The sequence below is a fragment of the Cohnella sp. LGH genome (genome assembly GCF_017671885.1).
In the GTDB taxonomy this organism is placed as follows: domain Bacteria; phylum Bacillota; class Bacilli; order Paenibacillales; family Paenibacillaceae; genus Cohnella; species Cohnella phaseoli.
Genome location: NZ_CP072117.1, coordinates 3,287,133 through 3,310,559 on the forward strand (window position 1 = coordinate 3,287,133; position 23,427 = coordinate 3,310,559).

Here is a 23,427-nt window from a genome sequence, read left to right on the forward strand (position 1 = left end):
TCTGGCTTAGCTTCTCACAAACGGCAGCCACCAATTCCATTTTCCGAAACATTTCATCAGCGCCGGGACAAGGAGCATCCGCACGATAGTCGCATCCAGGAGCACAACGGCCGCAATGCCGATGCCAAGCTGCTTAACCCCCGAGACATCGGCTAGCGCGAACGGAGCCGTTACCGCGATCATGATCGCGGCCGCCGATGCGATGATGCTTCCCGAAGCCGTCAATCCTTCGCGGATCGCCCTGTCGTTGTCGCGCGTCTCCCCGTAGCCCTCATATATTCGCGATAATAGAAAAATGCCGTAATCCATACTGATGCCGAACGTCAGGCCAAAAATAAACACCGGAATCATAATCGCAATGTCGGTCGCTTCGATACCGAAACGGCCTCCTTGAAACAGCCAGGACAGCAGACCGAAGGAAGCCGCTATGGACATCAGATTCATCGCAATCGCCTTCACCGGAATGAACAAAGAGCGGAAGGCTGCCGCGAGAACGAGAAAATTGGACAGGACAACGAAGAGCAGCACGTGCTTCATACGGCCGAATACCTCGTCATGTACCTCCTGATCGTATTTCGGTTCTCCTCCAATCTTCACGTCAAGATCGGCATATTGCCTGTCCCGCTCCCGCAACCATTGCATCGTCGTATTCGCTGCTTTATCCCCCTGCAGCCATACCGAAATCCAGCGATGCCCCTGACCGCCGACCAGATGACCTTCCTTAATATCCGCTTGCACCACGTACGGATCGCGAAGCAGCTCATGACGAATGCTTTCAACAGCTTGTCTGCTGCCGGGACCCTCCTTCACCGCAAGCCACACCTGCGATACGGACGACGGTTGAAAATGAAGAGCGAACGCCTCGGCGGCCAGTCGCGATTCCTGAGACTGCGGCAGCGATTGCGGTCCCGGCACGCCAACCTCCAACGAGCGGATCGGGAACATGCAGATGAGCAGAAAGCCCATGGCAAAAGTTACAGCAGCAGCCGGCCGTCTCATAACGGCATTCGCGAGCGTCCGCCATAGCCTGCCAGAAGGGTGCGGTCTCTCCCTGCGTGAAGCCAATCTTCCGCGAAGCGCATATAGCAGCGCCGGAACGAAAGTCAGGTTCACAAGCATCGAAACGGCCAAAACGACGAGCGTCCCCAGCGCGACGGTATTGAAAATGGGCATGCGAACGTAGAGTGTGCCGAGTAGCGCGAATGCAACGCAGCCTGCGGATATTGTCACCGCTCTTCCTGAGGTGATCATCGTCCTGCGCAGCGCTTCGTCCGCCTTCTGCCCCCGGCGCTCTTCCCGGAAACGACTCACCATCAGCAGCGCGAAATCGATACATACGGCCATGCCGACCATCGGGATGACGTTGTACACGAACACGGATAGCGACAGTCCGCTGTATTGCCCGATCAAGCACATCATTCCCATGGAGACGATAACCGTGATGCCGCCCGCTGCAAGCGGAAGAACGGCGGGCAGCAACCCTCCGAGCGCGAAGACGAGCAGTCCGAACGCGATCGGCAGACCGACGGCTTCGGCTGCTTGCAAATCCGTTCGGCTCAAGCGGTTAACGTCCTGCTGCACAACCGGCTTGCCGGTCAGCGTCGCTTTGACTTCGCCGCTGCTTGTCAGTACGCCGCGAATTCGTTCCAACGCGAGCTGCTTGTCCTCCATCGAGCCGGGGAGAATGGCAAGCGTGGCGTAGGCGTATTCTCTCTGCAGCATTTCCGGCCGCTCAAGCGGAGACGATGCGACAAGCGTTCCGGATATTTGACCGATCCGGCTCATCATGATCGCAATCGACTGGCCAAAACTTCGAGAGGATCTGCCGTCGTGGTTATGGAACAAGACGATTACCGGCTCCTCCGGCATCCGCAGCTCCTGCGACAGCAGTCTTTGAACGTCCGCATATTGGCCGTCCGTCTCCAGCCCGTGATCCCCAAGCACGTCCGGCAGCTTGGCAGCAAGCGGAGTGAAACAAGCGGCCAGAATAAGCCAGAAGCCGATAATCCACAAGCGCCGTCGGATCGCTGTGTTCGTCAAGCGCTGCAGAGTCATCTGCCGAACACAAGCACAGCGTTATGGCCGCCGAAAGCGAACGTGTTGGACATCGCCGCGACCAACCTCTTAGGCTTGGCCATATTGGGCGTATAGTCCAAATCCAGGTCGCCGTCCCGCTCCTGATAGTTGACCGTCGGAGGGATAATTCCGTCTCTTAGCGCGAGCGCGGTCAATACCGCCTCCACCGCTCCCGATGCGCCCAGCAAATGTCCGGTCATCGATTTGGTCGAGCTGATCGAGACGTCATAGGCGCGGGAGCCGAACGCCGATTTGATCGCAAGCGTCTCCGTCGCGTCGTTCAAAGGCGTGCTCGTCCCATGAGCGTTGACGTAGCCGATGCTGCCTCTGGACAGGGCGGCATCCTCCAGCGCGAGGTTCATCGCCCTGGCCCAATCACTCCCGTCGGGACGCGGCGCCGCGATATGATAGCCTTCGCCGCAAGCTCCGTATCCGAGCAGCTCGGCATAAATCGGGGCGCGGCGCGCCTTCGCATGCTCCCATGCCTCCAGGACGAGCATCCCCGCTCCTTCGCCCATGACGAAGCCGTCGCGCCTTTTATCGAACGGGCGACTGCCTTGCGACGGGTCGGTCTGCAGCGACAGCGCCCGCATAGCGGCGAACGAAGCCAGTCCGATTCGGCAAATCGGAGCCTCCGCGCCTCCGGCGATCATCGCGTCGGCATCTCCTCTGCGGATGGCCCGAAAAGCCTCTCCGATCGATTGCGAGCCGGAAGCGCAAGCCGTCGTCATACACGCCGTTATCCCCTTCGCTCCGAAACGAATCGCTACGCGGCTGGCCGCCATATTGGGCAGAAACATCGGCAGCGCAAACGGAGATACGCGATCGTATCCATTTTTGACCGCTCCCGTCATTCCCGCTTCGAACGTCGCAATGCCGCCGACTCCGCTTCCGATCCATACGCCCGTCCGATGCGGATCGATGTTGTCTCCCAACACCAATCCGCTATCCCGCACCGCTTCGTCGGCCGCCGCGATCGCCAACTGCATGAAACGGTCGGTTTTTCTCGTTTCCTTGGCCTCCATCGTTTGCAGCGGATCGAATTCGTCTATTGTCGCAGCCAGCTTCACCGGTAATTGCGCCGTCAGCTCATCGGATAACCGACGAATACCCGTAACGCCATTTAACGCATTGCGCCACATTTCCGACTTATCCGTTCCGATCGGAGTCACGCAGCCCATCCCCGTTATTGCTACCCGCCTGCTCATGTGCTACCTCCCTTCGGCTAATGCCGCAGTCTCGTCGCCCGTACAAGTCTCTCCGCGATTCCCGGTATGACCGCGCCGGCTCGAAGCGCCCACGATGCCAGCGCCGGTCGAGTCAACAGTCGCTCTAGCCATCCGCCCCATCGGAGCGGACCGGCAAACTCCTCCCGGATTTGCGCCGTGTACGTCTCTTCCCATTGCTCGTAAGTACTCAATCCGTGCAAATAAGCGTCTGCCATCGGTACGCACAGCTCCGCCGAACGCAGCGCCATCGCCATTCCGTCTCCGCAAAAAGGAGGAATCGCCGCCATGGCGTCGCCCACGCACGGAAGCCCGTTCCAACCGCTCGGCTTCGCCCGCGTTCGCACCGGAGCGGCAGCGGCTTGGGTTCCGGGCACTTGCTCTGCTTTCTCCAATCTTCTGCGCAGGAGGGGGATGCGCGCCGAGGCTTCGTCCAGTATATGGGCGACCGCATTCATCGAGCCATACCGGCGATAAGCAGACGGCGTGATGATCGCGGCTGCGTTCAGTCGCCCTCCCTCGATCGGCGCAAGTCCGATATATCCGTCCCTGAAAAAATAAAGATCGACCGCCTCGTCCGTGTCGATAGTAGAGTAGTGGGTTTTGATACCCATATACGTTTCTCCGCTCGATGGCTCCGTTGTCTTGGCGCGATCATAGGAGCGTAGCGGATGCCGTCCCCAAGCCGCAATGACAGCTCGCGCCCGCACAAGCTCGCCGCCGTCCTTCGCCGAGAGCGTCACGAAGCGATCGTCGCCAATGTCCGATATTCCCGCTACCGTCACCCCGGTGTAGACGCTGGCGCCCTCGGCCCGGGCTGACTGCTGCAAGACAGAGTCCAGCGCCAGACGGCTTAACCCGATAGCCGGTCCCGGAAGCGGAATCTGCAACGATGCGCCGCCGCGATCCGTATGGAGTCGCACCGTTCGGATCGTCGCCGGCCCTAAAGCTGCGATCGCTCGACTTAGGCCCAGCTTCTTCAGCGTCCCAAGCGACTCCGGGGACAGGAACTCGCCGCACGCCTTATGTCGGGGAAACTTGTCTTTGTCGATCAGCGCGACTTCCCAGCCCCGTCTGGCCAGCGCGCAGGCGGCAGCGCTTCCGGCGATTCCCGCGCCGATGACGACGGCGTCAAATTCCGTTCTCATGGCTTTCGTCCTCCCGCAATTGAGGTACGATAACGCTATAGCGAAACAGCGGCCGCCATCGATACGACAGCTCGGGCCGATCGATCTGCTCGGCAAGCTCGCGAAAATCGCTGCCCCTGAACCCCTTTGCTACAGAAAGCGGACCGTCATGCCGGATATAGCGATTGCGCGACAACAGCCGCGTCGCCAGCCACACCGCCGCCCACGGAAGCCAGTGACGGTGAATGTCGCCCAAGACAACGCCGATTCGGGCAGCTTTACGCATTTTTCCCACCACCTCCGGCAGACGTTCCGACGGAAAATGATGCGCGAACTGCGACGCGGTCACGATATCGGCCGCTCCGTCCTTCAGCTCAAACAAATCCTGCCTCACAAAGGTCACGCGTCGTTCATAGCGGAACAGGTACTCGGCCTCTCTTCCGGCTTCCTCCGTGAGATCGGTCAAAATAACGTTCAGGTTCACGCCTCTTCGGTCGGCCCACTTCAACACGGCTCGGTTGATGTCTCCTGAACCGGAGCCGACGTCGAGGACGGTCAGCGCGGCTGGCTTGCCGGCGCCCCTCCACAATTGATTAATGCCATAAACTATCGGCCCGCTTGCTCCGAACAACCGATTCAACCGATGCAGATGCCGCAGCGCTTCGCGAAGCGGTTCTCCGCCGAAAGTAAAATCGTCCATCAGCTCCGGCTCCGAAGAGCGCCGCCTCAGTCCCTGTTCGCCTAGCATGGTTGATAGGAGAAGCGAAGCATTTCGGCGACCATTCCAGGTCCGAACGCCAGGGCGATGCCTTGCTTCGCTTGTTCATTCGCTTGGCGCTGCCGTTCTCGCAACCGATCCAGCACAAACAGAATGGTTGCCGAAGACATGTTGCCGTACTCGCGAAGCACCGAGCGGCTGGCCTCGACCTGACCGTCCGTTAGCCGAAACGCGGAGGCGACTGCGTCGATGATGCCTCTCCCTCCCGGATGGATCGCCCATAGCTCCGGAATTTCCTCACCGGCCCCGAACGTTCGGACCGCTTGGGGAACCTGCTCTGCAATCAGCGCCGGAATTTCCGGAGAAAGCCGCAGTCGGAAGCCGTAATTGCCGATCGTCCATTGCATAAGCTCTGCGCTGCGAGGAATCGTCGCCGCTTGCGCCTCATGGATCGCCAGGATCCCCCGCTGTCCGGGAACCGGCGCCGCCACCACGCAAGCCGACGCTCCATCGCCGAACAAGGCGGAAGTGAAGAGCTCCTCGCGATCGAAGGAAGGTTGGATATGTAGGCTGCACAGCTCCGTCATAACGACAAGCACCTGAGCTTCGCGATCGGCGCGAACCGTTTCCAGCGCCAGCCGCAATGCAGTCAGACCGGCCGCGCATCCCAGAAACGTAAGCGGCGTCCTGTTCACGTCCGCACGCAAGTCGAGCCTTCCGCTTAGCTCCGTATCCAGCCCGGGAAGAAACATCCCCGTGCAGCTCGCCGCAATGAGATGAGTAATGTCGCCGGGACGGATCCCGCTATCGGCCAACGCTTTCCTTGAAGCTTCCTCGGCGAGCGGAACGGATGCTTCGCGATAGAGCCCCATCCGTTCCGCTGTCGTGGGAATGCGAACTTCCGCCGAAGCGGGAATGTACCGGCAGCTGTCCGCCGGCTTCAACAATTCAGGCTCGCAGGTATAGCGACTCTCTACCCCGCAGCTTGCGAAAATCCGCTGGACCCATCTCGCGTCTGTCGGTCGATCCCTTAACGCTTCCTTTAATCGCCGCGAAGCGTCCTCTTGCTCCAGACGATAGGACGGAACGGCCGTGCCGATCCCCCTTATGGCGATATACTCCACAACGCTAAGCCCCCTTACTGAAAAATCGGACAAGAAGTCGTATTTTCAACATATGAGCGAACGAGCGAATGCATGCCAAGTACGCCAAAAAGCGCCCGCAAGAGAATAGATTCGCGGACGCTTAATTGAACAAGAATTAGACGGGGGCAGGCTCATAAGTCAACCAAGTTGATCTGAAATACATTCGATAATAAAAATGCAAGGTGTATGTATCTCCCGGAGACTGCCTCATACGCTCCTGAAATTACATTATAACGGGTTTATCTATTCAGATTTCAGGAGTGTATAGCATCGGAGGGAGATACATACACCTTACTTTAAATCGATTGTCTTAAGCAACTTTACTTATGAGACTGCCATCGTCAAGCGCAAACTATGCGAGCACCGAGCGAATAAAGCTCTCGAGCGCCGTCGTATCGGTCATGTTGGCGTTGCAGTCATGGCCGCTCGCGCACAGGTAGTTTCCCACCGCCTTGTAGTAATCGGGCGAGCTGTTTGGCGGCCTTTTCTTCGATACCGCGGAGAAAAGCGCCAGTTCGTCGTACTTACGGCAAATAAAGCAGTAGTTCTTCTTGTTCATTGGCGTATATCTGCCTTCGACGCCTATCAGCTTTCCGTCCAGCGGATAAACGATGAACAGCTTGTTCGAAGCGACGTCCAGCCAGCTTAAATACGTGATATAACGATAATCGATCGCGGCCAGGTCGGGCAGCTTCAGCTTCTTGTTTTTCGGAAACAGCTTAACGATCTGCTCTTTCGTCACTCGCGGGAACTCGGTCAGATAAGGCTCCAAGGCGTGCGTGAATTTCGCGTAATCCTCGGCCGTCTGAACGTTAACGATCTCTCCGAGCAGCTTGAGCCGCTCCCCTGTCGCTAGCGGAAACATCGCCGCAACTTCGGCTTCCGCACTCGACTTGACCGATTCGATGACCTTGCGGTCGGAAGCGGTACGTACCGCGTTTAAGACATTCTCCGCATGTTTCTTAATGGCATTAAATTGATGGTTTGCAATAAAAGTTTCGCACATTCGGACTTCAGCTCCTTATTTGTATTCGTTACAAACAAGTGCAAAGCCAAATGACGGAAACGAAGCTATGTTTGCTTATTAGGCGATAGGATGAATCAACATGCACCCCATGCAAAGTATCGCCTCCGTATCGGGCTTTGCATGAGTTCGGCTAGTCCGACAATCTTTGATTGTCAATTTCATCCTCCTCCTCTCAAGGGAGATGCGTTAATTATACAATAACCTTACGGCAAAATGTTGCCCGCTGCACGGAAAATCTCGTACCATTCCTGACGCGTCAAATGAACGTCGCTCGCTTTGCAGCAATCGATCAGCCGCTCGATGTTCATCGTGCCGGTTACCGGCTGCATGCCGGCCGGATGACGCAGCAGCCATGCGATAGCGATCGTCGTATTGCTTACGCCATAGTTGGCGGCGATCTCGTCTATCTTCGCGTTCAGCTCGGGGAACTTATCGTTGTTCAGGAACACGCCCTCGAAAAATCCGTACTGGAACGGAGACCAAGGCTGAACCGTAATGTCGTGGAGGCGGCAATAATCCAAGATGCTGCCGTCGCGATCGATCGCCGATTCATTCTCCATATTCACGTTAACGCCGTTGGAGATCATAGTCGCGTTCGTGATGCTCAGCTGCAGCTGATTGGCTACGATCGGCTGCTTCACGTGCTTCTTGAGCAGCTCGATCTGCATCGGCTTCTGGTTGGATACGCCGAAATGGCGAACCTTGCCCGAGCTTTCCAGCAGGTCGAACGCTTCGGCCACTTCTTCCGGCTCGACTAGCGCATCCGGACGATGCAGCAGCAAAATGTCCAAATAGTCGGTTTTCAATCTTTGCAGAATACCGTCCACCGACGCCAAAATATGCTCCTTGGAGAAGTCGAACATGCCCGGACGAATGCCGCATTTCGACTGCAAAATCATCTGCTCGCGAATAGAGGCGTTCATCCCGACCGCGTCCGCGAAAATTTCTTCGCAAACGCCTTTGCCATAGATGTCGGCATGATCGAAGAAATTCGCGCCCTGATCCATCGCCGTCCGCACGAAGCGCTCCGCCTCGCCCTTCTCCAGCGAATTGATTCTCATGCAGCCTATCGCGACGACAGGCACGTCTAGTTGACTCGTTCCCAGCTTGATCGTTCTCATCCCGAATCCATCCTCTCCTGCGCTTAAAGTATGTAGATGAGGCTGCCGCGAAAAAAACAGCCTCATTACATTTTCCCACAGAGGAGGAGCCGTTTCAAGATTGCCGGTTATGCGACGACTTCCCTGACGTAACGTCCGCGGATCAGCAGGAAGTAGACAGCCTGGATCAACATAAACGTGCCCAGTACCGTCATCGACGTCGTCATCAAGGAGTAGCCGAACATGTTCTGCATCGAGGTGAGCGCGACTACGCCATGCACAAAGGCAACGACGATCGGCACGAAGAATAGAATCATCAATTGTTTCGTGACGATGCCGGATAGCTCCCGATCGGTCAAACCGAGCTTGGCGATCGACTTGAATTTCGCTTTATCGTCAGGCAAGTCCGCGTATAAACGGAAGTACAGGAAGCTGCCCGAGGCGACGAAAAATACAGCTCCGATAAACAAGCCGATGAACAGCACGATGCCGTAAGCCTGGTTCATCCTATGCAGATCGTAGGCGATGGAGAAAAATCTACTATCGCTTGCCGCCAGCTTCTCTTCAAGCGCCTGCCCGACCTCCTTCGTCTTCTTCCATTCCTTTACGTCAAACGCGTAGAAGTACCTAACGGACGAATGCACCAGTTGATCGTACTGCGCGTCCGTCACCACATAAAAGTCGCCATAGCCCCGGAACGTCACAGACGGCTTTGATCCGATCGGGTCAAGCTCGACTCCTTCCGCTTGCAGAACGGCTTTCTTGGGAGCGGTCGCCTGATTGCCGGCCATCGTATTCGTATAATAGATCATCATCGATTCGTTTTCTTTCAGCTCGACCGGCTTCTCTCCTGCCGCTTCCGCAATTGCGTTGAATTCGGACGCTCTCAGGACCATTACGCTATGCTTCGCTTGCGCAAGCTTCTGGTCCGACATCGAAGCTCCTAGCTTCCGATAGTCGAAGCCTGCCTCTCTAAGCGAGCGTTCGATCTCCGCAACCTCCGTCTGCACGCGCTCCGTCTCGCCCTTGCCGGACGTATATTCGAATGCGAACGGATTTTCGTCCACTAGAACGTTCGTCGACATCGTTTTAAAGCCGACCAACGAACCAATTGCCGAGAACGCCACCGTCGATAAAATCGCGACCATGAAAAAAGTCCGGGCGTTATCCTTCATCCGATAAGCCAGGTCGGACAGAAAGAGCAGATTCGTTTTGCGCCAGAAGAATGAACGGTTGCTCCGACACTTATGAATGATGTACACGCTAAGCTGCGTGAACAGGAAGTAGGTTCCGACAATCACCATCACCGTCACCGGGATCATCACCATGAACACGACCAGACCTTTAGCCATCAAGGCGATGACATAACCACCGACGAGAAGCACGACCGCCAGCAGGGACAGCAGGACGGACGCCTTCGGCTCCTTCTTCGGTTTTGCGCTCCCTTTGAGCAGGTCGATCAGATGATTGCCGCGCAGAATGACTACCGTGAACGCCGAGATGACGACGAAGAGCGCTAGGAAAGCGGCCAGCGTTAGCCCGAGTGCCTCCCATGGCAAGTAGAACTTCAGCGTATCGTCCAGTCCGAGCAGGTTTTCGGCCATCAGCAGCATGACCTTGGCCATCACGAGCCCCATACCGATTCCCGTCGCTGTCGCTCCCAGTCCAATCAGCACATTTTCCAGAAACACCATCGTCTTTAGCTGCGAATCGCTCATCCCGAGCATGACCAGCAAGCCGAATTCCTTCTTGCGCGTCTTCAGAAACGCGCTCATCGAGTACAGCACAAAGAAAAACGAGAAGACGTAGATCAGCCCTTCGGCAAAATGCATCGCGGTAGACACGTTGCTGTGTACCGTACCTCCGGACACGTCGGGGTGAAACGCAAACACCGCATAGACAAAAAACGCCATCACGGAAAATGCGCTGCTCAGAAAATAGGCGGCGTACGTGCGCTTGTTGCGCATGACGTTGTTAAACGCGAATCGTCGAAAGGTCATGCGCGTTCCCTCCCAGCAGCGACAGCACGTCGATAATTTTCTGGAAGAACGCCTGTCTGCTCTCCCCGCAATGAATCTCATTGAACAGTTGGCCGTCCTTGATGAATACGACCCGATGGCAGTAGCTCGCGGCGACCGCATCGTGCGTGACGAGCATCATCGCCGTCCGTTCCGAACGATTCAGCGCGACGAGAATGTCCATGACGTCCTTGGCCGCTTTCGAATCGAGGTTGCCCGTCGGCTCGTCCGCGAACAGGAACTTCGGCTTGTGAATCATCGCCCGCGCGATCGCCGTCCGCTGTGCCTGTCCGCCGGAAATTTCGTAAGTGCGCTTGTTCAGAATCGACTCGATGCCGAGCTTGGCGGCAATGTCGCGTACCTTGCTTTCCATCGCTTTAACCGATTCGCCCTCCAGCGTCAGCGGCAGCACGATGTTCTCCTCCACGGTCAGCGTGTTCAGCAGATTGAAATCCTGGAACACGAAGCCGAGCTCGCGCCGCCGGAACTTCGCCAGCTCCCCCTTCTTCAGCTTGTGCGGATTGCGGCCGCCGATCAGCACCTCTCCCGTCGTCGGCGCATCGATCGCGGCTACGAGATTCAGCAGCGTCGTTTTGCCGCTGCCGGACGGGCCCATAATGCCGACGAATTCTCCCTCCTCGATCGACAGGTTAATGTCGCTCAGCGCCCGCGAAGGCACCTTGCCCCCGTAAATTTTGCTTAATTGACGTACGCTTAGCATTTCCATCGCGTTTTCTCTCCTTTCCTTGTCGGCAGGCGGCCTAAAGCTAAAGCCGCCGTCCGTCTCATAATGCCATTGTAGCCGGAGAGAAAAAGGCGGCCTATCGATTTGCCTTTCACTTACCTTACACGGTTGTAAGGTAAGAGATAAAGACGATACGAACGCGCGTGCCTGTGCCCGGTTCCGACTCCAGCTCGATCCGATGCCCCAGTCGCTCGGCGATCTCGCGGGCGAAGTACAGTCCCATTCCGGTCGACTCGCGGAACTTGCGTCCGTTGTCCCCGGTGAAGAAGGGCTGGAATACGCGCTTGATGTCCTCTGGCGGGATGCCGATGCCACGGTCGCGAATTTCCAGCACCGCCTCGGAGCCGCGCACGAACGAGAAGAAAGTCACCTTCTCGTGGGATTCGGCCGAATATTTCACTGCATTCGTCACGATCTGTCCGATAAGAAAGCCAAGCCATTTCGCATCGCTCTCGACGAGCAAAGCGGGATCGACCTGCAGGTCCGGATACACCTTGCTGCCGATGAACAGCCGTTTATTATCGCGGATCGCGTTTTCGCAAATGGTCTTCAGCGAGACCGACTCGACCCGAAAGTCGCGATCGAACGTTTCCAGGCGGGCGGCGTACAGCACCGTTTCCAGTCCTTTCTCCATCCGGTCGGCCTCCTCCAGCACGCTGGCCGAGCGCGGATCGTCTTCTTGCTCCATCGTGAGCCGGATGACCGACAACGGCGTTTTCATCTGATGCACCCATTGATTCATGAACGCCAGATGGTCCTTGCGGGCTTTCTCGGTCAGCTTGATGCGTTCCTGGTAATGCCCATATTGCGATTGCAGCAGCGCATCGACCGCCTCTGGCAGCGGACCTTGGCCAAGCCCTTGAATGGAATCGTCCAGTTCGGCCATCGGCTCGCTTAATGTCCGATACAGCCGGCGCTCCGCCTGATAGCGGTATACCAAATAGCCCGTCAGCGCGACGAGCCCGATAAACACGGAATAAAGTCCGGTTAGAAAATGGCGATAGCCGTCCAGCCAGTAAATCATCAGGACGAGAAACAGCTGCGCGATCTGCATGAAGATTAATGGCCGGTGCTCGCGGATAAACAGTCTCATGAAAGCTCCTCCGCTTCCCACGACGGCAACAATCGGTAGCCGGCGCCGCGCACCGTTTCCAGACTGGCGTCGATGCCGAACTCCTGAAGCTTCTTACGCAGGCGCGTAATATTTACATTTAACGTGTTCTCGTCGACGAACGCCTGGTCGTCCCACAGCTCCTCCAGCAGCGCCTCGCGGCTGACGATCCGCGGCGACCGCCTCATCAGCATTTCCAGCAGAACGGCTTCCTTCTTCGTAAGCGTGCTGTTGACGCCATGGAGTGCCAGCTCCAGTCGCTCCGGATAGAGCTGCAGCCCTGCCAGCTTTACGATTCTTTCCTCTGTCCGCTCCGCATATTCTCCGTAGGCTCTTCTTAACTGACTGCGAATTTTGGCCATGACGACTTCCATATGGAAGGGCTTCGTTATGTAGTCGTCCGCGCCGTATTCTAGCGCCATTACCTGATCCATCTCTCCGTCGCGAGCGGAAATAAACAGGATCTGACATTTGGACAACGCGCGGATTTGGCGGCACCAGTAGAAGCCGTCGAACTTCGGCAGGTTAACGTCCATCAGCACAAGATGAGGATCGTATCGGCGGAAGAAATCCGTCACCCCGGAGAAATCTTCGACGACCCCGGTATCGTATCCGTATTTTTCGATATTCGCTTGCAGCAAAGCCGCCAACTTCGGATCGTCCTCGCAAATCATAATTCGCTGCAATGCGCTCATCCTTTCATCGATTCAGCCTTAAGTCGGGGGGCGGGCCAGCCCAATGTCCGATTCGTCAACACTACCCATGGACGTGATCGGCCTTTGCTGCTTTCTATAAAATAATAGTAACAGATGCCGCACGGAAGGAGTTTTCGTTTATGCCCGCTAACGATGAAGTATATATCGTCTTGACCGCCACCGGAACCTGGCTCAGCGAAGCGATCAGGTGGGTAACGAAGGCTCCGCTTAGCCATGCCTCCCTGAGCTTCGATCGGGAACTTAAGGAAGTCTACAGCTTCGGCCGTAAAAAGCTCAGCAACCCGATTCTGGCCGGGTTCGTTCAAGAAAATTTCAACGACCCGTTCTTCGAGGACGCGCCATGCGCCGTATACCGCTTGCGGGTCGGAGAGCGGGAACGTGCGAAGATGCAGCTCCTCGTGCACGAAATGAAACGGCAGCCGGATCGTTACCGCTACGATCTGCTCGGCCTGATCGGCGTGCTCGTCCGTCGCAGAATTCCTCGCGAGAACGCCTATTTCTGCTCGCACTTCGTCGCCTCCGTATTGGAACGCGGCGAATGCCGTCCAGTCAATAAGCCCGCCTACTTCGTCACGCCGGCAGACTTCGAGCACGCACTCGAAGCTCAGCAGATTTATCGCGGAACGGTGTCCGGCTACTTGTCCCGGTTCAGTGCGACTTATCCGGCGTCCGTATTCGGGGCCTCTCTTGCAACCGCTACCGCTTAAGCTTCTCTTCCACCGAGAGAAGCTTCTGCTCCATCGTCCCCTGCTTATCCCGGCGATCGTCGATCGTTAACGTCGTCGACACCCTTGCCGCTCCATTGGCGAACGGAACCTCGTGCATCCTGCGAACGATCGCGATCAGCTCGTCCAGCTCTCCTTCAATAATCGTGCTCATCGGAGTTAATTGGTATTTGATCCGACCGGAGACCGCGGATTGCTCCAGCACCTGATGAACCTCCGCCACATACTCGCTCAAGCTCGGTGTACCCGTTCCGAGCGGTACGATGGTTACCTGTACAATAGCCATCCTCTATCCCTCCTCGTTATAACTCTCGAAGCCGATTCTGTCAGCTTGCAGCTTCATCATACTGCGCTTTCTCGCTCTTAGCCGACACAATCTGCTTATCGCACCTTCATCCCGCAATTTCTCGCTTTGGCCCATCACATTCTGCTTTAGCACCATTACCTCGGAATATCTCGCTCAAGTCCGACACATTCTGCTTACGGCACAATATCGCCGCGTATTCTCGTTCTAGCCTGCATATAAGACCGCGTGGCGGCCTTATCGGTTGCCCTGTAGTGCCTGGATGGAATTTAAGCCTTGTTCGGGATAAATGATCGCGGAATAGATAAATTTTGGTTTAAAATTAGGATTTCCAATTATTGGTACCCTTATAGATCATCATTTAGCTCAAGCGTAGGACTCAACCGGCCTCTCCCTCTCCGACACCTTGTTCGAATCGCTCAGCTAGTAAGGCCTTTTCTGCGCGGCATAGTCCGGGTCGATCTCCCGTTCATGGAGCTCGCTTTGATGCCATACGGGAGTTGCTGCGGGTGACATCGGCGGAATAAGCCACGACCAACGCGCGTTCACGTCCCGACCTTGCTCCTGTTCGCGCTTCATAAACCGCATAAACTGCTCCGCCGCCGTATGATGGTCGACGATACTTACGCCGTTCGCCTTAAAGGAATGGATAACCGCTACATTCAGTTCAACCAGCGCCCGATCCTTCCACAGCGACGTATTCGTAGAACGGTCGAGGCCGAGCAGATCGGCGATTGCCGGCAGCTCGTCGTAGCGTTCCGTATCTGCCAGATTACGCGCCCCGATCTCCGTTCCCATATACCACCCGTTAAACGGAGCCGCCGTATAACGCACACCGCCTATATCGAGCGCCATATCCGACAAAATCGGCACTGCATACCACTTCAGCCCAAGCTCCGCAAACCCGGCGATGCTCGGGTGCTCGAACGGAACCTCCTTAACGGCGCCTTCTGGAAGCGGAAACCATATCGGCTCGCGGTCGCCGATCTGGATCACGAGCGGCAGCACGTCGTATTTCGTTCCCTGCCCGGTCCAGCCTAGACGCTGAATGGCCTCCGTCAGTTCAACGGAAGCGGGATCGCCGACGATCCCCGTCGACGTCCGGTATCCTGCGTAACGAACGAGCTGGTGATTCCAGATGCGAATGGTCCGACCGTCCGCTGTCGAAGGAGCGAATGCGGTCAGCGTCGGGCGAATACGTCCTTCATTCGTCGCATATGCGATATGCCGCAGTAACGCCGCCGCGATGTCCTCCTCATTCTTCGCTCCTCTTTCGTCGAACACCTCAAGCGAGTCCCAAAACAGTCGCCCGATACATTTGGCGTTGTTGCGCCAAGCGATTTTCGCCCCGAATGTCAGCTCCTGCTTCGTATGCGTATACGTGCCCGTCTCGCGAATTTCCCGCGCAACCTCGCTTAGCCGCGACTCGCACTCTTGAGCGATTCCCTTCATTTCTGCGTAGTAAGATCGGATAAACGTTTCGGCTTGGCTTTCTAACTTTGCATTTACATTAATGGCATTAATCATTTTGCATCCTCTAGTTTACATAATTTTTGTTATGTTCCCTTAAAACGAAGTTTGACAATCACATCATCAAAATGGAATTTATATTCTTAATTGATTAAACTCTGAACAATTCCCATCACAACACATTTACCCCTTGTTTTTACGACGATGACGCTCGACGATGGCCTGAATGATCCACACGATCGAGCCAATCAAATAAAGCGGGATTACGAATACAAGCATGGTCGCAAAGTCGCCCAGATCGTCCCAATCTCCCGTGTCACGCAGCTGCGCTTGCAGCATAATGATGAACCCGATCGCATAGATGCCCAGCGGCCACCATTTTCTCCTGACCCCGGCCATGATCGGCAATACGACGAATACGATCCAAACCGCAATATACACCGGTCCGTGCATACGGTCTCCCCCTCGAAATCGGCGTCGAATTCAACTCCATTGTAACAAAATCCGCCACGCATGCGAAATGACAGTTCTGGTAACTTAAGCCCCGCGGCTCTTGAATTCAGCGCCTTGTCCGATTACAGTGGAGTTATTCCTAACGAGGTGAGCGCATGAATCTGCAAAAACGCAAAGACCGCGAAGAGCTTGATCGGCGTATTCCGGCCATGCCCTGGTACGTCGATAAATTCATCAACTACAAGCTGCCTGATCTCTCTCCGTCCTCCCTGCTCGAATACGTCAGAGATTATGAGGTTTTTCTCTCGTGGCTCATGGCGGAAGGGCTGACCTCGGCCCCGAAAATGTCGGAGGTGCCGCTGGAGGACCTGGAACGTCTACATATGGACAGCGTCGATCATTTTCGCATGCATCTGGCGACAAAGCGGGATCACGCCAATACGAAAACGACGATCTCGCGCAAGCTGTCTTCGCTCCGATCGCTGTTCCATTATTTAAGCCAAATCGCCGAAGACGATAACTTCTACCCGCTGCTGAAGCGCAACGTCATGGCAAAGGTATCGGTTAAACGCACGCACAAGCCGAAGGATACCGCCGCCAAGCTGGAAGGCAAACTGCTGCAGGAGCAGGAAATCATCGAATTCATTAACTACATTAAAGAAGATTACGGCCACGACGTCGCGACCAACAAGCAGGCGATTTACGCGCATGAGCTTAACCGGATTCGCGATTGCTGCATCGTCAGCCTCATCCTTAATTCCGGCTTGCGCGTATCCGAACTCGTCAACCTGAACCTCGATGACGTCGATATTAAGAAGCGTCTCATTTACGTCTATCGCAAAGGTAAAAACGACGATACATTCAAGACGCCCGTCTATTTTCGCCAAGACACCATTCCCGATCTCGAGCAGTACTTGGCCCAGCGGGATACGAGATACAAAGCGCCCAAGCGCGAGAAAGCGATGTTCCTTGCGATCGCCAACGGCAAAAAGGAAGGCTCGCGCATGACCAAGCGGGCCATTCAGGCGATGGTGCTCAAATACGCCAAACGTTTCGGCAAGCCTTATTTGTCCGTACATAAGCTGCGGCACTCCTTCGCCACCGACTACTACTTGAGCAACGACTTGTACAAAACGCAGGAGCAGCTTGGTCATGCCTCTCCCGAGACGACGCAGATTTACGCCCATCTCACCGACAAGACGATGGCCGAAGCGATCGACCGCCGCCGGGAAGAAGCCTAACGCGAGAAGGGACTGCCCACAATGCTGTTGCGCATCTATCTCCTTCCGATGCTATAGGCCTTCCTTTATTCTCTGCGACGTTTTCCTCCTTTTTACATCACATTTACATCCGTACACTGTAACCTGTCAAAAAATATGGTAAACTGGTGTAGTTGAGTTTCATTTTCATTTTCATTTCGACGGCCATGATTAATTTTCTTCCATAAGTTAGATGCTACAATCGTGGCCCTAGGGCTTGTATGCAAACCCGCTTGGGGGCATCTTTCATCCCCTGCTTCGTCACTTTTGCTTGACGTACCCCCGGTACGCCTTTACAAAAGTTCCTTGCATGGAACGAAAATTCGGCCGTATCTGCTGTCCTCGGAGTATGCATACACGCCCTAGCAGTTTCTGACTAATTTATAAGGAAGTTGAGGTGTTTTCAGATGGATTACCGGATTGAAAAAGATTCGCTTGGAGAGGTCCAGGTACCTGTGGAGAAGCTGTGGGGAGCGCAGACGCAGCGAAGCTTGGGCAACTTTAAGATCGGCACGGAGAAAATGCCGCTAGAGCTCATTCGCGTGTTCGCCCTGCTCAAGAAAAGCGCGGCACTCGTCAATGCGGAGCTTGGCAAGCTCCCGGCCGATAAAACGCAAGCGATCGTGGATGCCGCCGACGAGATCGTCCGAGGCGACTGGGACGAACACTTCCCGCTCGCGGTATGGCAGACGGGCAGCGGCACGCAGTCGAATATGAACGTTAACGAAGTGATCGCCAATCGAGCCAATACGCTGTTGACCGAGCGGGGCGCCGAGCAGCGCGTCCACCCGAACGACGATGTCAACAAGTCGCAAAGCTCGAACGACACGTTCCCGACCGCGATGCATATCGCTGCGCTAGTCGCTGTGGAAGATCTTGTTCTGCCTGCGATCGACAAGCTGAAAGCGACGCTTCAAGCGAAGAGCGAGCAGTTTGCGGACGTGATCAAAATCGGCCGAACGCATTTACAGGACGCTACTCCGCTTACGCTAGGTCAAGAGATTAGCGGCTGGGTCGCGATGCTGGACAAGTCCGCCAGGATGATCCGCGACAGCGCCGAATATTTGCGCGAGCTGGCGATCGGCGGAACCGCCGTCGGAACGGGTATTAACGCCCACCCGCAGTTCGGGGACAAAGTCGCGGAGAAGCTAAGCGAACTAAGCGGCAAGTCGTTCCGCTCGGCCGTCAATAAGTTCCACGCGCTGACAAGCCATGACGAGCTTGTTCATGTCCACGGCGCGTTCAAAGCGCTGGCCGCCGATCTGATGAAGATCGCCAACGACGTGCGCTGGCTGGCGAGCGGCCCGCGCAGCGGCATCGGCGAGATTACGATTCCCGCCAACGAACCGGGAAGCTCGATTATGCCGGGCAAGGTGAACCCGACCCAATCGGAAGCGATGACGATGGTCATCGCCCAGGTGATGGGCAACGATGTCACGATCGGGTTTGCGGCCAGCCAAGGCAACTTCGAGCTGAACGTGTTTAAGCCGGTTATTATCCTCAACTTCCTGCAATCGGCCCGTTTGCTGGCGGATGCGATCCATTCGTGGAACGACAACTGCGCCGTCGGCCTTGAGGCCAATATCCCCGTCATTCAGGGCCATCTCGAACGGTCGCTCATGCTCGTAACGGCGCTGAATCCGCATATCGGCTACGAGAATGCGGCGTCGATCGCCAAGACGGCGCATGCGCAGGGATTGACATTGAAGGAAGCCGCCTTGCGAAGCGGCTTGCTGACGGAGGAACAATTCGACGAGATCGTCCGTCCCGAGCACATGATCCGTCCCCAATAAGATAAAGAGCAGGAAACAAGGCGCCCCCGCCCTACTTCCTGCTCTTCTTGCTTGCGATCCAGAAAGCCAAAATGATGACAGGAATAAGAATAATCCACGGGATATTGATCGTGCTTCCCACAACCGCCGACAAGATCAAGACCAGTACGACAAAGCCGATTAAATAAAGACAGCCTCTTCCGAACGTCTCCAAGCCCTCTCTCCTTTCCGGGAGATATTCCAAGGAAAACAGGTGACTGTATGAACCGTTCTTTCCGTCAAGCCTTCCTATTGCTCGCGCTTTGCCTGCTCTCCCCAATCGCGCTTCATCCTTCGGCTGCTTACGGGCAGACAGCCCAGCCGGAATACGCCAAGTGGGGAATTGTCGCGATGGAGGCGGCCAAAGCCAAGTACGGCGTTCCCATCGTCGATTACCTTCACCTCGGCAGATTCCCCGCCGCCCCTGGCGCGGCCGAGGAAAAATTCAAGCTATGGCTTAAAGACGGCAGCCGGGAATTCGGCGTTATCGTCTCCGTTCAATTTTATACGGCGAACGATCGGCTGATTACCGTCAAGTTTCAGGAGACAGACCGTCCAATCTCTCGAAGAAGGTAAGACGGTTGCCGAACGGATCGGCGATTCGAACCTCCAGACAGCCGAAAGCCTGTTCCAGACCGGGTCTGGCGTAACCGTACTTTTTGGCGGTCAATATTTCATGGTATTCCGTCAAGTTCGACGCTTCGATGCGTATCGCCGAACCCGGCGTACAGTCGCCATGATGCTCCGTCAAATGCAACGCACAGCGCCCCAGCGACACTTGCGCGTACAAAGGCATATCGGGCTCATAGCGGTGCTCCCAATCCAGTGCAAATCCCAAGAAATCGACGTAAAACTCCTTTGCCTTCGCTACGTCGAAAATGCGCAGCAGCGGAGTCACGGTCGTTAGCTCAAACCTCGTATTTTCCAACGTCCACCCTCCCTTTTCTTCGAATATAATCGACTTGCGCTTAGATGCCCATCGTATCACGAGGGTGCCGACAGATCAACGCTTACGACTGCGATACAGCAAATAGATGAAAAACGGAGCGCCGACCCCTGCCGTAAACACTCCCACGGGCAGATCGTAAGGCAGGAAAGCGGTGCGAGCGACAAAATCTGCGGCAACGACGATCAAGCTGCCGCAAATCGCCGCCATCGGAATCAGCTTGCGCGCTCCCGGGCCGACGAGACGGCGCGCGATATGCGGGCCGATCAGCCCGACGAAGCCGATGACGCCGCCGATCGCGACGGCCGATCCGGCCAGCCCGACGCTGATCGCGATCAGCGTAAACCGGCTGCGGCCAACGTTGTTGCCTACGCTAATGGCCGAATCGTCGGTCAGCGCCAGCACGTTCATGTTTCTCCCTTGGTAGACCGCCAGCAGCAGAAACACGACCGTCCATGGCGCAAGCATGAGCACATGCTTCCACGAGCTGGCGTAGATCGTGCCGGTCAACCACAGGTAAGCGTCGGCGGCAGTATATTCGTTGCCGAACACGAGCAGAGCGTTCGTGTAGGCGCCGGTCAATGCGCCGATTCCGATGCCGACGAGAATAAGCCGGCTTGGGGCGACGCCCTTCTTCCATGCGAACAGATAGATGAGCATGGAGACGAAACCCGCCCCGCACATCGCCGCTGCCGGCAGCCACCCGATGCTTACCGCGGCGGGTCGGAACGTCAGGAACGACGCGGCTGCTGCGGCCGCTCCTCCGGTAATGCCGACCAGATCGGGCGCTGCCAGCGGATTGCGGAAGACGCCTTGCAGAATTGCGCCGGCTACCGCCAAGGAAGCGCCGGTCAGCACGGCCACGACAAGGCGCGGCGCACGCAGCTCGCGTACGACAAGCGTCTCTTCGGCCAAACCTTCGCCAAACAATGCCTGTACGACTCGTTTCACGGGAATCGACATATCTCCAAAAGCGATATAAATAACGGCGAAGGCGATCAAAGCGCCGCTAAGCGCCGCAAACCATCCGGCGGAGCGGATCATGCCTTCACCTTCCCTCTGCGCGCGATGTAGATGAAGAACGGCGTGCCGACCGCCGCCGTCATCACGCCGACGGGCAGCTCCTGCGGCGAGATCACGAATCGGGCCGCGAGATCCGCCAGCAGCAGCAACGTCGCGCCAAGCACGGCGGAGTACGGAATGAGCCAGCGATGATCGAGGCCGGCCAAGTAGCGCGCCACATGCGGAATGACGATGCCGATGAAGCCGATCGGCCCCGCCACGGCAACGGAGCTGCCTGCAAGCAGCACGATGCACAGGCCGCCGACGAGCTTAACGAGCGACGTTCGCATGCCGACGCCGACCGCCGTCTCTTCCCCGGCGGCAAGCACGTTCAGATGGCGGGACAGCAGCCACGCCCCGAGCCAGCTAACCGCCATATAAGGAATGACGGTGACAAGCAGCTCCAGCGGCCTGCCCGCAATCGATCCGGCCAGCCAGAACAGCACGTCCTGCAGAGAGCTTTGATTGCGGACAAGCAAGCCTTGCGTAGCGGACATGAAGAGCGCGGACATCGCCGCGCCTGCAAGCACGATCCGCATCGGCGTCATGCCTTCGTAGCCGAGCGCGCTCAGCGCGTACACGGTAGCAGCCGCGATGGCCGCCCCGCCGAACGCAAACCAGACGAGCGTGCTCTGGCTCTGGATCGCCAGCGCCGTCACGCCAAGGACAACTCCGAGGGCCGCGCCCGAGTTAATGCCAAGAATCGAAGGCGAGGCCAGCGGGTTACGCGTAATTGCCTGCATAATGACGCCCGCCACCGCCAAGCTCGCTCCGACCGCGGCGGCGATCAGCGCTCTCGGCAATCTTGTTAACTTCACGATCACCTGATTCATCGAAGTTTCGTCGTAATGAAACAGCGCGGCGATCGTATCGCTCCAGCTCACACTCGTAAATCCCCAGCGGATATTGGCGACAAAACCGAATGCAAGCAGGACCGCTCCCGCGAGCAGCCCTGCCAGCTTGTACGAAAATCTCGACAAATCTTGTTCTCTCATTGCTTAAGCTCCTGTTCGTCGATAGAGGGCAAGACGCCGAAGAACGAGCGCATTCGCGTCTCGTTCCCCGGCGTTCCATAGGGTGGATCAAGCTTTATTCCAGATTGAAGTAGAAGTACAGATCGTCCAGCATTTTTTGCGCTGCGAGCGGTCCGCCGGACAAGTTCCAGTTGACGGCGTTCACTTTGTAATACTTTTTGTTTTTGACCGCCTTCAAGTTTTTCCAGAGCGGGTTATCGATCCACTCCTTCTGCAGCTTGTAGACGGCTCCGTCTCCATCCCAGTCCACGGTGAAGTCGAAAATGTAATCGGCGTCCAGCAGCGGAGTTTGCTCCTTCGTTGCCAGGTTCATAATGTCTTGCGTCAAATCCGTCTGGGTTTTCGGGAATTTGAAGCCGAGGTCCAGCAGGATGTTCGGTGCAAAGCCTTCTACGTAGAAGCGGGCTGTGCCGTTCGGGTTCGTGCGGATAACCGACACTTCGGTCTGGGACAATTTGGCGCCCATTTTCTTCTTGAATTCGGCTACGCGTTTGTTCCAGTTGGCCAAGTAAGCGTCGGCCTGCGGCTGCTTGTTCAGCACATCCGCCGCAAACTTAAGGTTCGTCTGCCAGCTAAATACGTCTTCTGTATGTACGGTAGGCGCGATTTTGTTCAGTTGATCGTTGATTTTCTCGTGTCTCATTTTCGAAGCGATGATGAGATCCGGCTTCAGGGCGGCGATGCCTTCAAGGTTCGGCTGCGTTTCGTCGCCAAGGTCTTTAACCCCAATCAGGCTAGGGCGCAAGTATTCGTAAAAAGGCTGCTGCAAGTACGATTCGACCGCGCCTACCGGCTTCACGCCCAGCAGAACGCTCGTATCGACCATACCGTTGAACAAAATGACGACGCGCTGCGGAACGCCGTTTAGCTTCGTTTCGCCAAGAGCGTGTTTAACCGTTTTCGTCCGGTTCAGGCTTACCGTTTTGGTCGAGCCGTTCCACGACACCCAGATGCCGAATGCGTCGCCGATCGCACGAGCCGGGACGAGCACGGCTTTGTCCTTCGAGACCGGTGCGCCTTCCAGTTTAACGGCTTTGCCGTTAATCGTCGCATTGACTGTGCCCGTAGTGAAGGCGAGCGATTTGCCGTTCAGGGTAATCGTCGTTTTCTTCGCTTCCGTCTTCACTGTCGCTTTCAGCTGAGAAGCGAGCGTAGCGTAAGGAACGTAGATTTTGCCGCTGATCAGTTGCGGCTGAGCTCCGGAGAAGGAAACTTTCTTGCCGTCCAGGTTAAGCGTAACGCTCTGCACCGGCGCAGCCGAGGCAGCCGTAAACGGAAGAAGACCAATAATCAGGGCCAGCGACAAGGCAAAGCCCAACAAACGTTTGTTCATGCGAATCATAATGCAAACTCA

Annotated in this window: 23 protein-coding genes; 4 read left to right on the plus strand and 19 right to left on the minus strand. The window is 56.3% G+C overall.

Translation table 11 applies throughout. The annotated features are described in order from the left end of the window. Positions 1-6: 6 nt before the first annotated feature. The 11 genes from J4772_RS13895 to J4772_RS13945 form a co-directional block, all read right to left on the minus strand. Positions 7-2,055 (minus strand): MMPL family transporter, encoded by a 2,049-nt coding sequence (locus tag J4772_RS13895; protein ID WP_209075669.1) that lies wholly within the window; start codon positions 2,053-2,055, stop codon positions 7-9. Continuing rightward, a complete protein-coding gene (fabF, locus tag J4772_RS13900; protein WP_209075670.1) occupies positions 2,052-3,284 on the minus strand; it encodes a beta-ketoacyl-ACP synthase II in 1,233 nt (410 codons plus the stop codon). The genes J4772_RS13895 and fabF overlap by 4 nt, the downstream gene beginning before the upstream one ends. A gap of 17 nt (positions 3,285-3,301) precedes the next feature. Continuing rightward, on the minus strand, positions 3,302-4,450 hold the full coding sequence (locus J4772_RS13905) for an NAD(P)/FAD-dependent oxidoreductase (protein WP_209075671.1): 1,149 nt from the start codon (positions 4,448-4,450) through the stop codon (positions 3,302-3,304). Continuing rightward, positions 4,434-5,129 (minus strand): methyltransferase domain-containing protein, encoded by a 696-nt coding sequence (locus J4772_RS13910; protein ID WP_247741092.1) that lies wholly within the window; start codon positions 5,127-5,129, stop codon positions 4,434-4,436. The genes J4772_RS13905 and J4772_RS13910 overlap by 17 nt, the downstream gene beginning before the upstream one ends. A 41-nt stretch (positions 5,130-5,170) precedes the next feature. Further along, a complete protein-coding gene (locus tag J4772_RS13915) occupies positions 5,171-6,271 on the minus strand; it encodes a type III polyketide synthase (protein ID WP_209075673.1) in 1,101 nt (366 codons plus the stop codon). Between the two features lie 373 nt (positions 6,272-6,644). After that, complete coding sequence (locus tag J4772_RS13920; RefSeq protein WP_209075674.1) at positions 6,645-7,298, minus strand: FusB/FusC family EF-G-binding protein; 654 nt, start codon at positions 7,296-7,298, stop codon at positions 6,645-6,647. A gap of 224 nt (positions 7,299-7,522) precedes the next feature. Then, positions 7,523-8,440 (minus strand): aldo/keto reductase, encoded by a 918-nt coding sequence (locus J4772_RS13925; RefSeq protein WP_209075675.1) that lies wholly within the window; start codon positions 8,438-8,440, stop codon positions 7,523-7,525. A gap of 107 nt (positions 8,441-8,547) precedes the next feature. Then, entirely contained in the window at positions 8,548-10,419 is a 1,872-nt protein-coding gene (locus J4772_RS13930; protein WP_209075676.1) for an FtsX-like permease family protein, read from the minus strand. After that, entirely contained in the window at positions 10,394-11,158 is a 765-nt protein-coding gene (locus J4772_RS13935; RefSeq protein WP_116064140.1) for an ABC transporter ATP-binding protein, read from the minus strand. The genes J4772_RS13930 and J4772_RS13935 overlap by 26 nt, the downstream gene beginning before the upstream one ends. A 124-nt stretch (positions 11,159-11,282) precedes the next feature. Next, positions 11,283-12,275: a sensor histidine kinase gene (locus J4772_RS13940; protein ID WP_209075677.1), complete on the minus strand. Its 993-nt coding sequence runs from the start codon at positions 12,273-12,275 to the stop codon at positions 11,283-11,285. Beyond that, positions 12,272-12,979, minus strand: coding sequence for a response regulator transcription factor (locus J4772_RS13945; RefSeq protein ID WP_209075678.1), 708 nt, complete (start codon positions 12,977-12,979; stop codon positions 12,272-12,274). The genes J4772_RS13940 and J4772_RS13945 overlap by 4 nt, the downstream gene beginning before the upstream one ends. A gap of 149 nt (positions 12,980-13,128) precedes the next feature. Here J4772_RS13945 and J4772_RS13950 point away from each other — a divergent pair, with 149 nt between their 5' ends. Continuing rightward, on the plus strand, positions 13,129-13,716 hold the full coding sequence (locus J4772_RS13950; RefSeq protein ID WP_209075679.1) for a hypothetical protein: 588 nt from the start codon (positions 13,129-13,131) through the stop codon (positions 13,714-13,716). Here the strand turns inward: J4772_RS13950 and J4772_RS13955 are convergent. From J4772_RS13955 to J4772_RS13965, 3 genes are all read right to left on the minus strand, one after another. Beyond that, positions 13,706-14,020 (minus strand): MTH1187 family thiamine-binding protein, encoded by a 315-nt coding sequence (locus tag J4772_RS13955; RefSeq protein ID WP_209075680.1) that lies wholly within the window; start codon positions 14,018-14,020, stop codon positions 13,706-13,708. The genes J4772_RS13950 and J4772_RS13955 overlap by 11 nt on opposite strands. A 441-nt stretch (positions 14,021-14,461) precedes the next feature. Beyond that, on the minus strand, positions 14,462-15,565 hold the full coding sequence (locus J4772_RS13960; protein WP_209075681.1) for a nitric oxide synthase oxygenase: 1,104 nt from the start codon (positions 15,563-15,565) through the stop codon (positions 14,462-14,464). Positions 15,566-15,691: 126 nt separating this feature from the next. Continuing rightward, positions 15,692-15,961, minus strand: a complete 270-nt coding sequence (locus J4772_RS13965) for a hypothetical protein (RefSeq protein WP_209075682.1) — start codon at positions 15,959-15,961, stop codon at positions 15,692-15,694. Positions 15,962-16,116: 155 nt separating this feature from the next. Between J4772_RS13965 and xerS the strand changes: the two genes are divergently transcribed. Beyond that, the gene (gene xerS, locus J4772_RS13970; RefSeq protein ID WP_209075683.1) at positions 16,117-17,202 is read left to right on the plus strand and encodes a tyrosine recombinase XerS; all 1,086 of its coding nucleotides are present in this window, start codon (positions 16,117-16,119) and stop codon (positions 17,200-17,202) included. A gap of 425 nt (positions 17,203-17,627) precedes the next feature. Continuing rightward, on the plus strand, positions 17,628-19,013 hold the full coding sequence (fumC, locus tag J4772_RS13975) for a class II fumarate hydratase (RefSeq protein WP_209075684.1): 1,386 nt from the start codon (positions 17,628-17,630) through the stop codon (positions 19,011-19,013). A 31-nt stretch (positions 19,014-19,044) separates the two neighbouring features. Here fumC and J4772_RS13980 read toward each other — a convergent pair whose 3' ends face one another. Continuing rightward, the gene (locus J4772_RS13980; RefSeq protein WP_181917996.1) at positions 19,045-19,206 is read right to left on the minus strand and encodes a hypothetical protein; all 162 of its coding nucleotides are present in this window, start codon (positions 19,204-19,206) and stop codon (positions 19,045-19,047) included. Between the two features lie 47 nt (positions 19,207-19,253). Here J4772_RS13980 and J4772_RS13985 point away from each other — a divergent pair, with 47 nt between their 5' ends. Then, on the plus strand, positions 19,254-19,607 hold the full coding sequence (locus tag J4772_RS13985) for a DUF3889 domain-containing protein (protein WP_209075685.1): 354 nt from the start codon (positions 19,254-19,256) through the stop codon (positions 19,605-19,607). On the opposite strand, the gene J4772_RS13990 is transcribed toward J4772_RS13985, so the two are convergent. The 4 genes from J4772_RS13990 to J4772_RS14005 all read right to left on the minus strand — a co-directional run bounded on the left by J4772_RS13990 (position 19,564) and on the right by J4772_RS14005 (position 23,415). Then, a complete protein-coding gene (locus J4772_RS13990; protein WP_116064059.1) occupies positions 19,564-19,959 on the minus strand; it encodes a glyoxalase superfamily protein in 396 nt (131 codons plus the stop codon). The two genes, J4772_RS13985 and J4772_RS13990, sit on opposite strands and share 44 nt — an antisense overlap. Positions 19,960-20,034: 75 nt before the next feature. Continuing rightward, the gene (locus J4772_RS13995; protein WP_209075686.1) at positions 20,035-21,021 is read right to left on the minus strand and encodes a FecCD family ABC transporter permease; all 987 of its coding nucleotides are present in this window, start codon (positions 21,019-21,021) and stop codon (positions 20,035-20,037) included. Further along, a complete protein-coding gene (locus J4772_RS14000) occupies positions 21,018-22,034 on the minus strand; it encodes a FecCD family ABC transporter permease (protein WP_209075687.1) in 1,017 nt (338 codons plus the stop codon). The genes J4772_RS13995 and J4772_RS14000 overlap by 4 nt, the downstream gene beginning before the upstream one ends. Positions 22,035-22,128: 94 nt before the next feature. Next, positions 22,129-23,415 (minus strand): stalk domain-containing protein, encoded by a 1,287-nt coding sequence (locus tag J4772_RS14005; protein WP_209075688.1) that lies wholly within the window; start codon positions 23,413-23,415, stop codon positions 22,129-22,131. Between the last annotated feature and the right edge of the window lie 12 nt (positions 23,416-23,427).

Excerpts from the sequence above, each read along its gene's own strand:
- J4772_RS13905 (WP_209075671.1), bottom strand. The coding sequence starts at position 4,450 with ATGAGAACGGAATTTGACGCCGTCGTCATCGGCGCGGGAATCGCCGGA.
- J4772_RS13910 (WP_247741092.1), bottom strand. The coding sequence starts at position 5,129 with ATGGACGATTTTACTTTCGGCGGAGAACCGCTTCGCGAAGCGCTGCGG.
- J4772_RS14000 (WP_209075687.1), bottom strand. The coding sequence starts at position 22,034 with ATGAGAGAACAAGATTTGTCGAGATTTTCGTACAAGCTGGCAGGGCTG.
- J4772_RS13965 (WP_209075682.1), bottom strand. The coding sequence starts at position 15,961 with ATGCACGGACCGGTGTATATTGCGGTTTGGATCGTATTCGTCGTATTG.
- J4772_RS13925 (WP_209075675.1), bottom strand. The coding sequence starts at position 8,440 with ATGAGAACGATCAAGCTGGGAACGAGTCAACTAGACGTGCCTGTCGTC.
- J4772_RS13950 (WP_209075679.1), top strand. The coding sequence starts at position 13,129 with ATGCCCGCTAACGATGAAGTATATATCGTCTTGACCGCCACCGGAACC.
- fabF (WP_209075670.1), bottom strand. The coding sequence starts at position 3,284 with ATGAGCAGGCGGGTAGCAATAACGGGGATGGGCTGCGTGACTCCGATC.
- J4772_RS13895 (WP_209075669.1), bottom strand. The coding sequence starts at position 2,055 with ATGACTCTGCAGCGCTTGACGAACACAGCGATCCGACGGCGCTTGTGG.
- J4772_RS13940 (WP_209075677.1), bottom strand. The coding sequence starts at position 12,275 with ATGAGACTGTTTATCCGCGAGCACCGGCCATTAATCTTCATGCAGATC.
- J4772_RS13995 (WP_209075686.1), bottom strand. The coding sequence starts at position 21,021 with ATGATCCGCTCCGCCGGATGGTTTGCGGCGCTTAGCGGCGCTTTGATC.
- J4772_RS13985 (WP_209075685.1), top strand. The coding sequence starts at position 19,254 with ATGAACCGTTCTTTCCGTCAAGCCTTCCTATTGCTCGCGCTTTGCCTG.
- xerS (WP_209075683.1), top strand. The coding sequence starts at position 16,117 with ATGAATCTGCAAAAACGCAAAGACCGCGAAGAGCTTGATCGGCGTATT.
- J4772_RS13935 (WP_116064140.1), bottom strand. The coding sequence starts at position 11,158 with ATGCTAAGCGTACGTCAATTAAGCAAAATTTACGGGGGCAAGGTGCCT.
- J4772_RS13960 (WP_209075681.1), bottom strand. The coding sequence starts at position 15,565 with ATGATTAATGCCATTAATGTAAATGCAAAGTTAGAAAGCCAAGCCGAA.
- J4772_RS13955 (WP_209075680.1), bottom strand. The coding sequence starts at position 14,020 with ATGGCTATTGTACAGGTAACCATCGTACCGCTCGGAACGGGTACACCG.
- fumC (WP_209075684.1), top strand. The coding sequence starts at position 17,628 with ATGGATTACCGGATTGAAAAAGATTCGCTTGGAGAGGTCCAGGTACCT.
- J4772_RS14005 (WP_209075688.1), bottom strand. The coding sequence starts at position 23,415 with ATGATTCGCATGAACAAACGTTTGTTGGGCTTTGCCTTGTCGCTGGCC.
- J4772_RS13930 (WP_209075676.1), bottom strand. The coding sequence starts at position 10,419 with ATGACCTTTCGACGATTCGCGTTTAACAACGTCATGCGCAACAAGCGC.
- J4772_RS13920 (WP_209075674.1), bottom strand. The coding sequence starts at position 7,298 with ATGTGCGAAACTTTTATTGCAAACCATCAATTTAATGCCATTAAGAAA.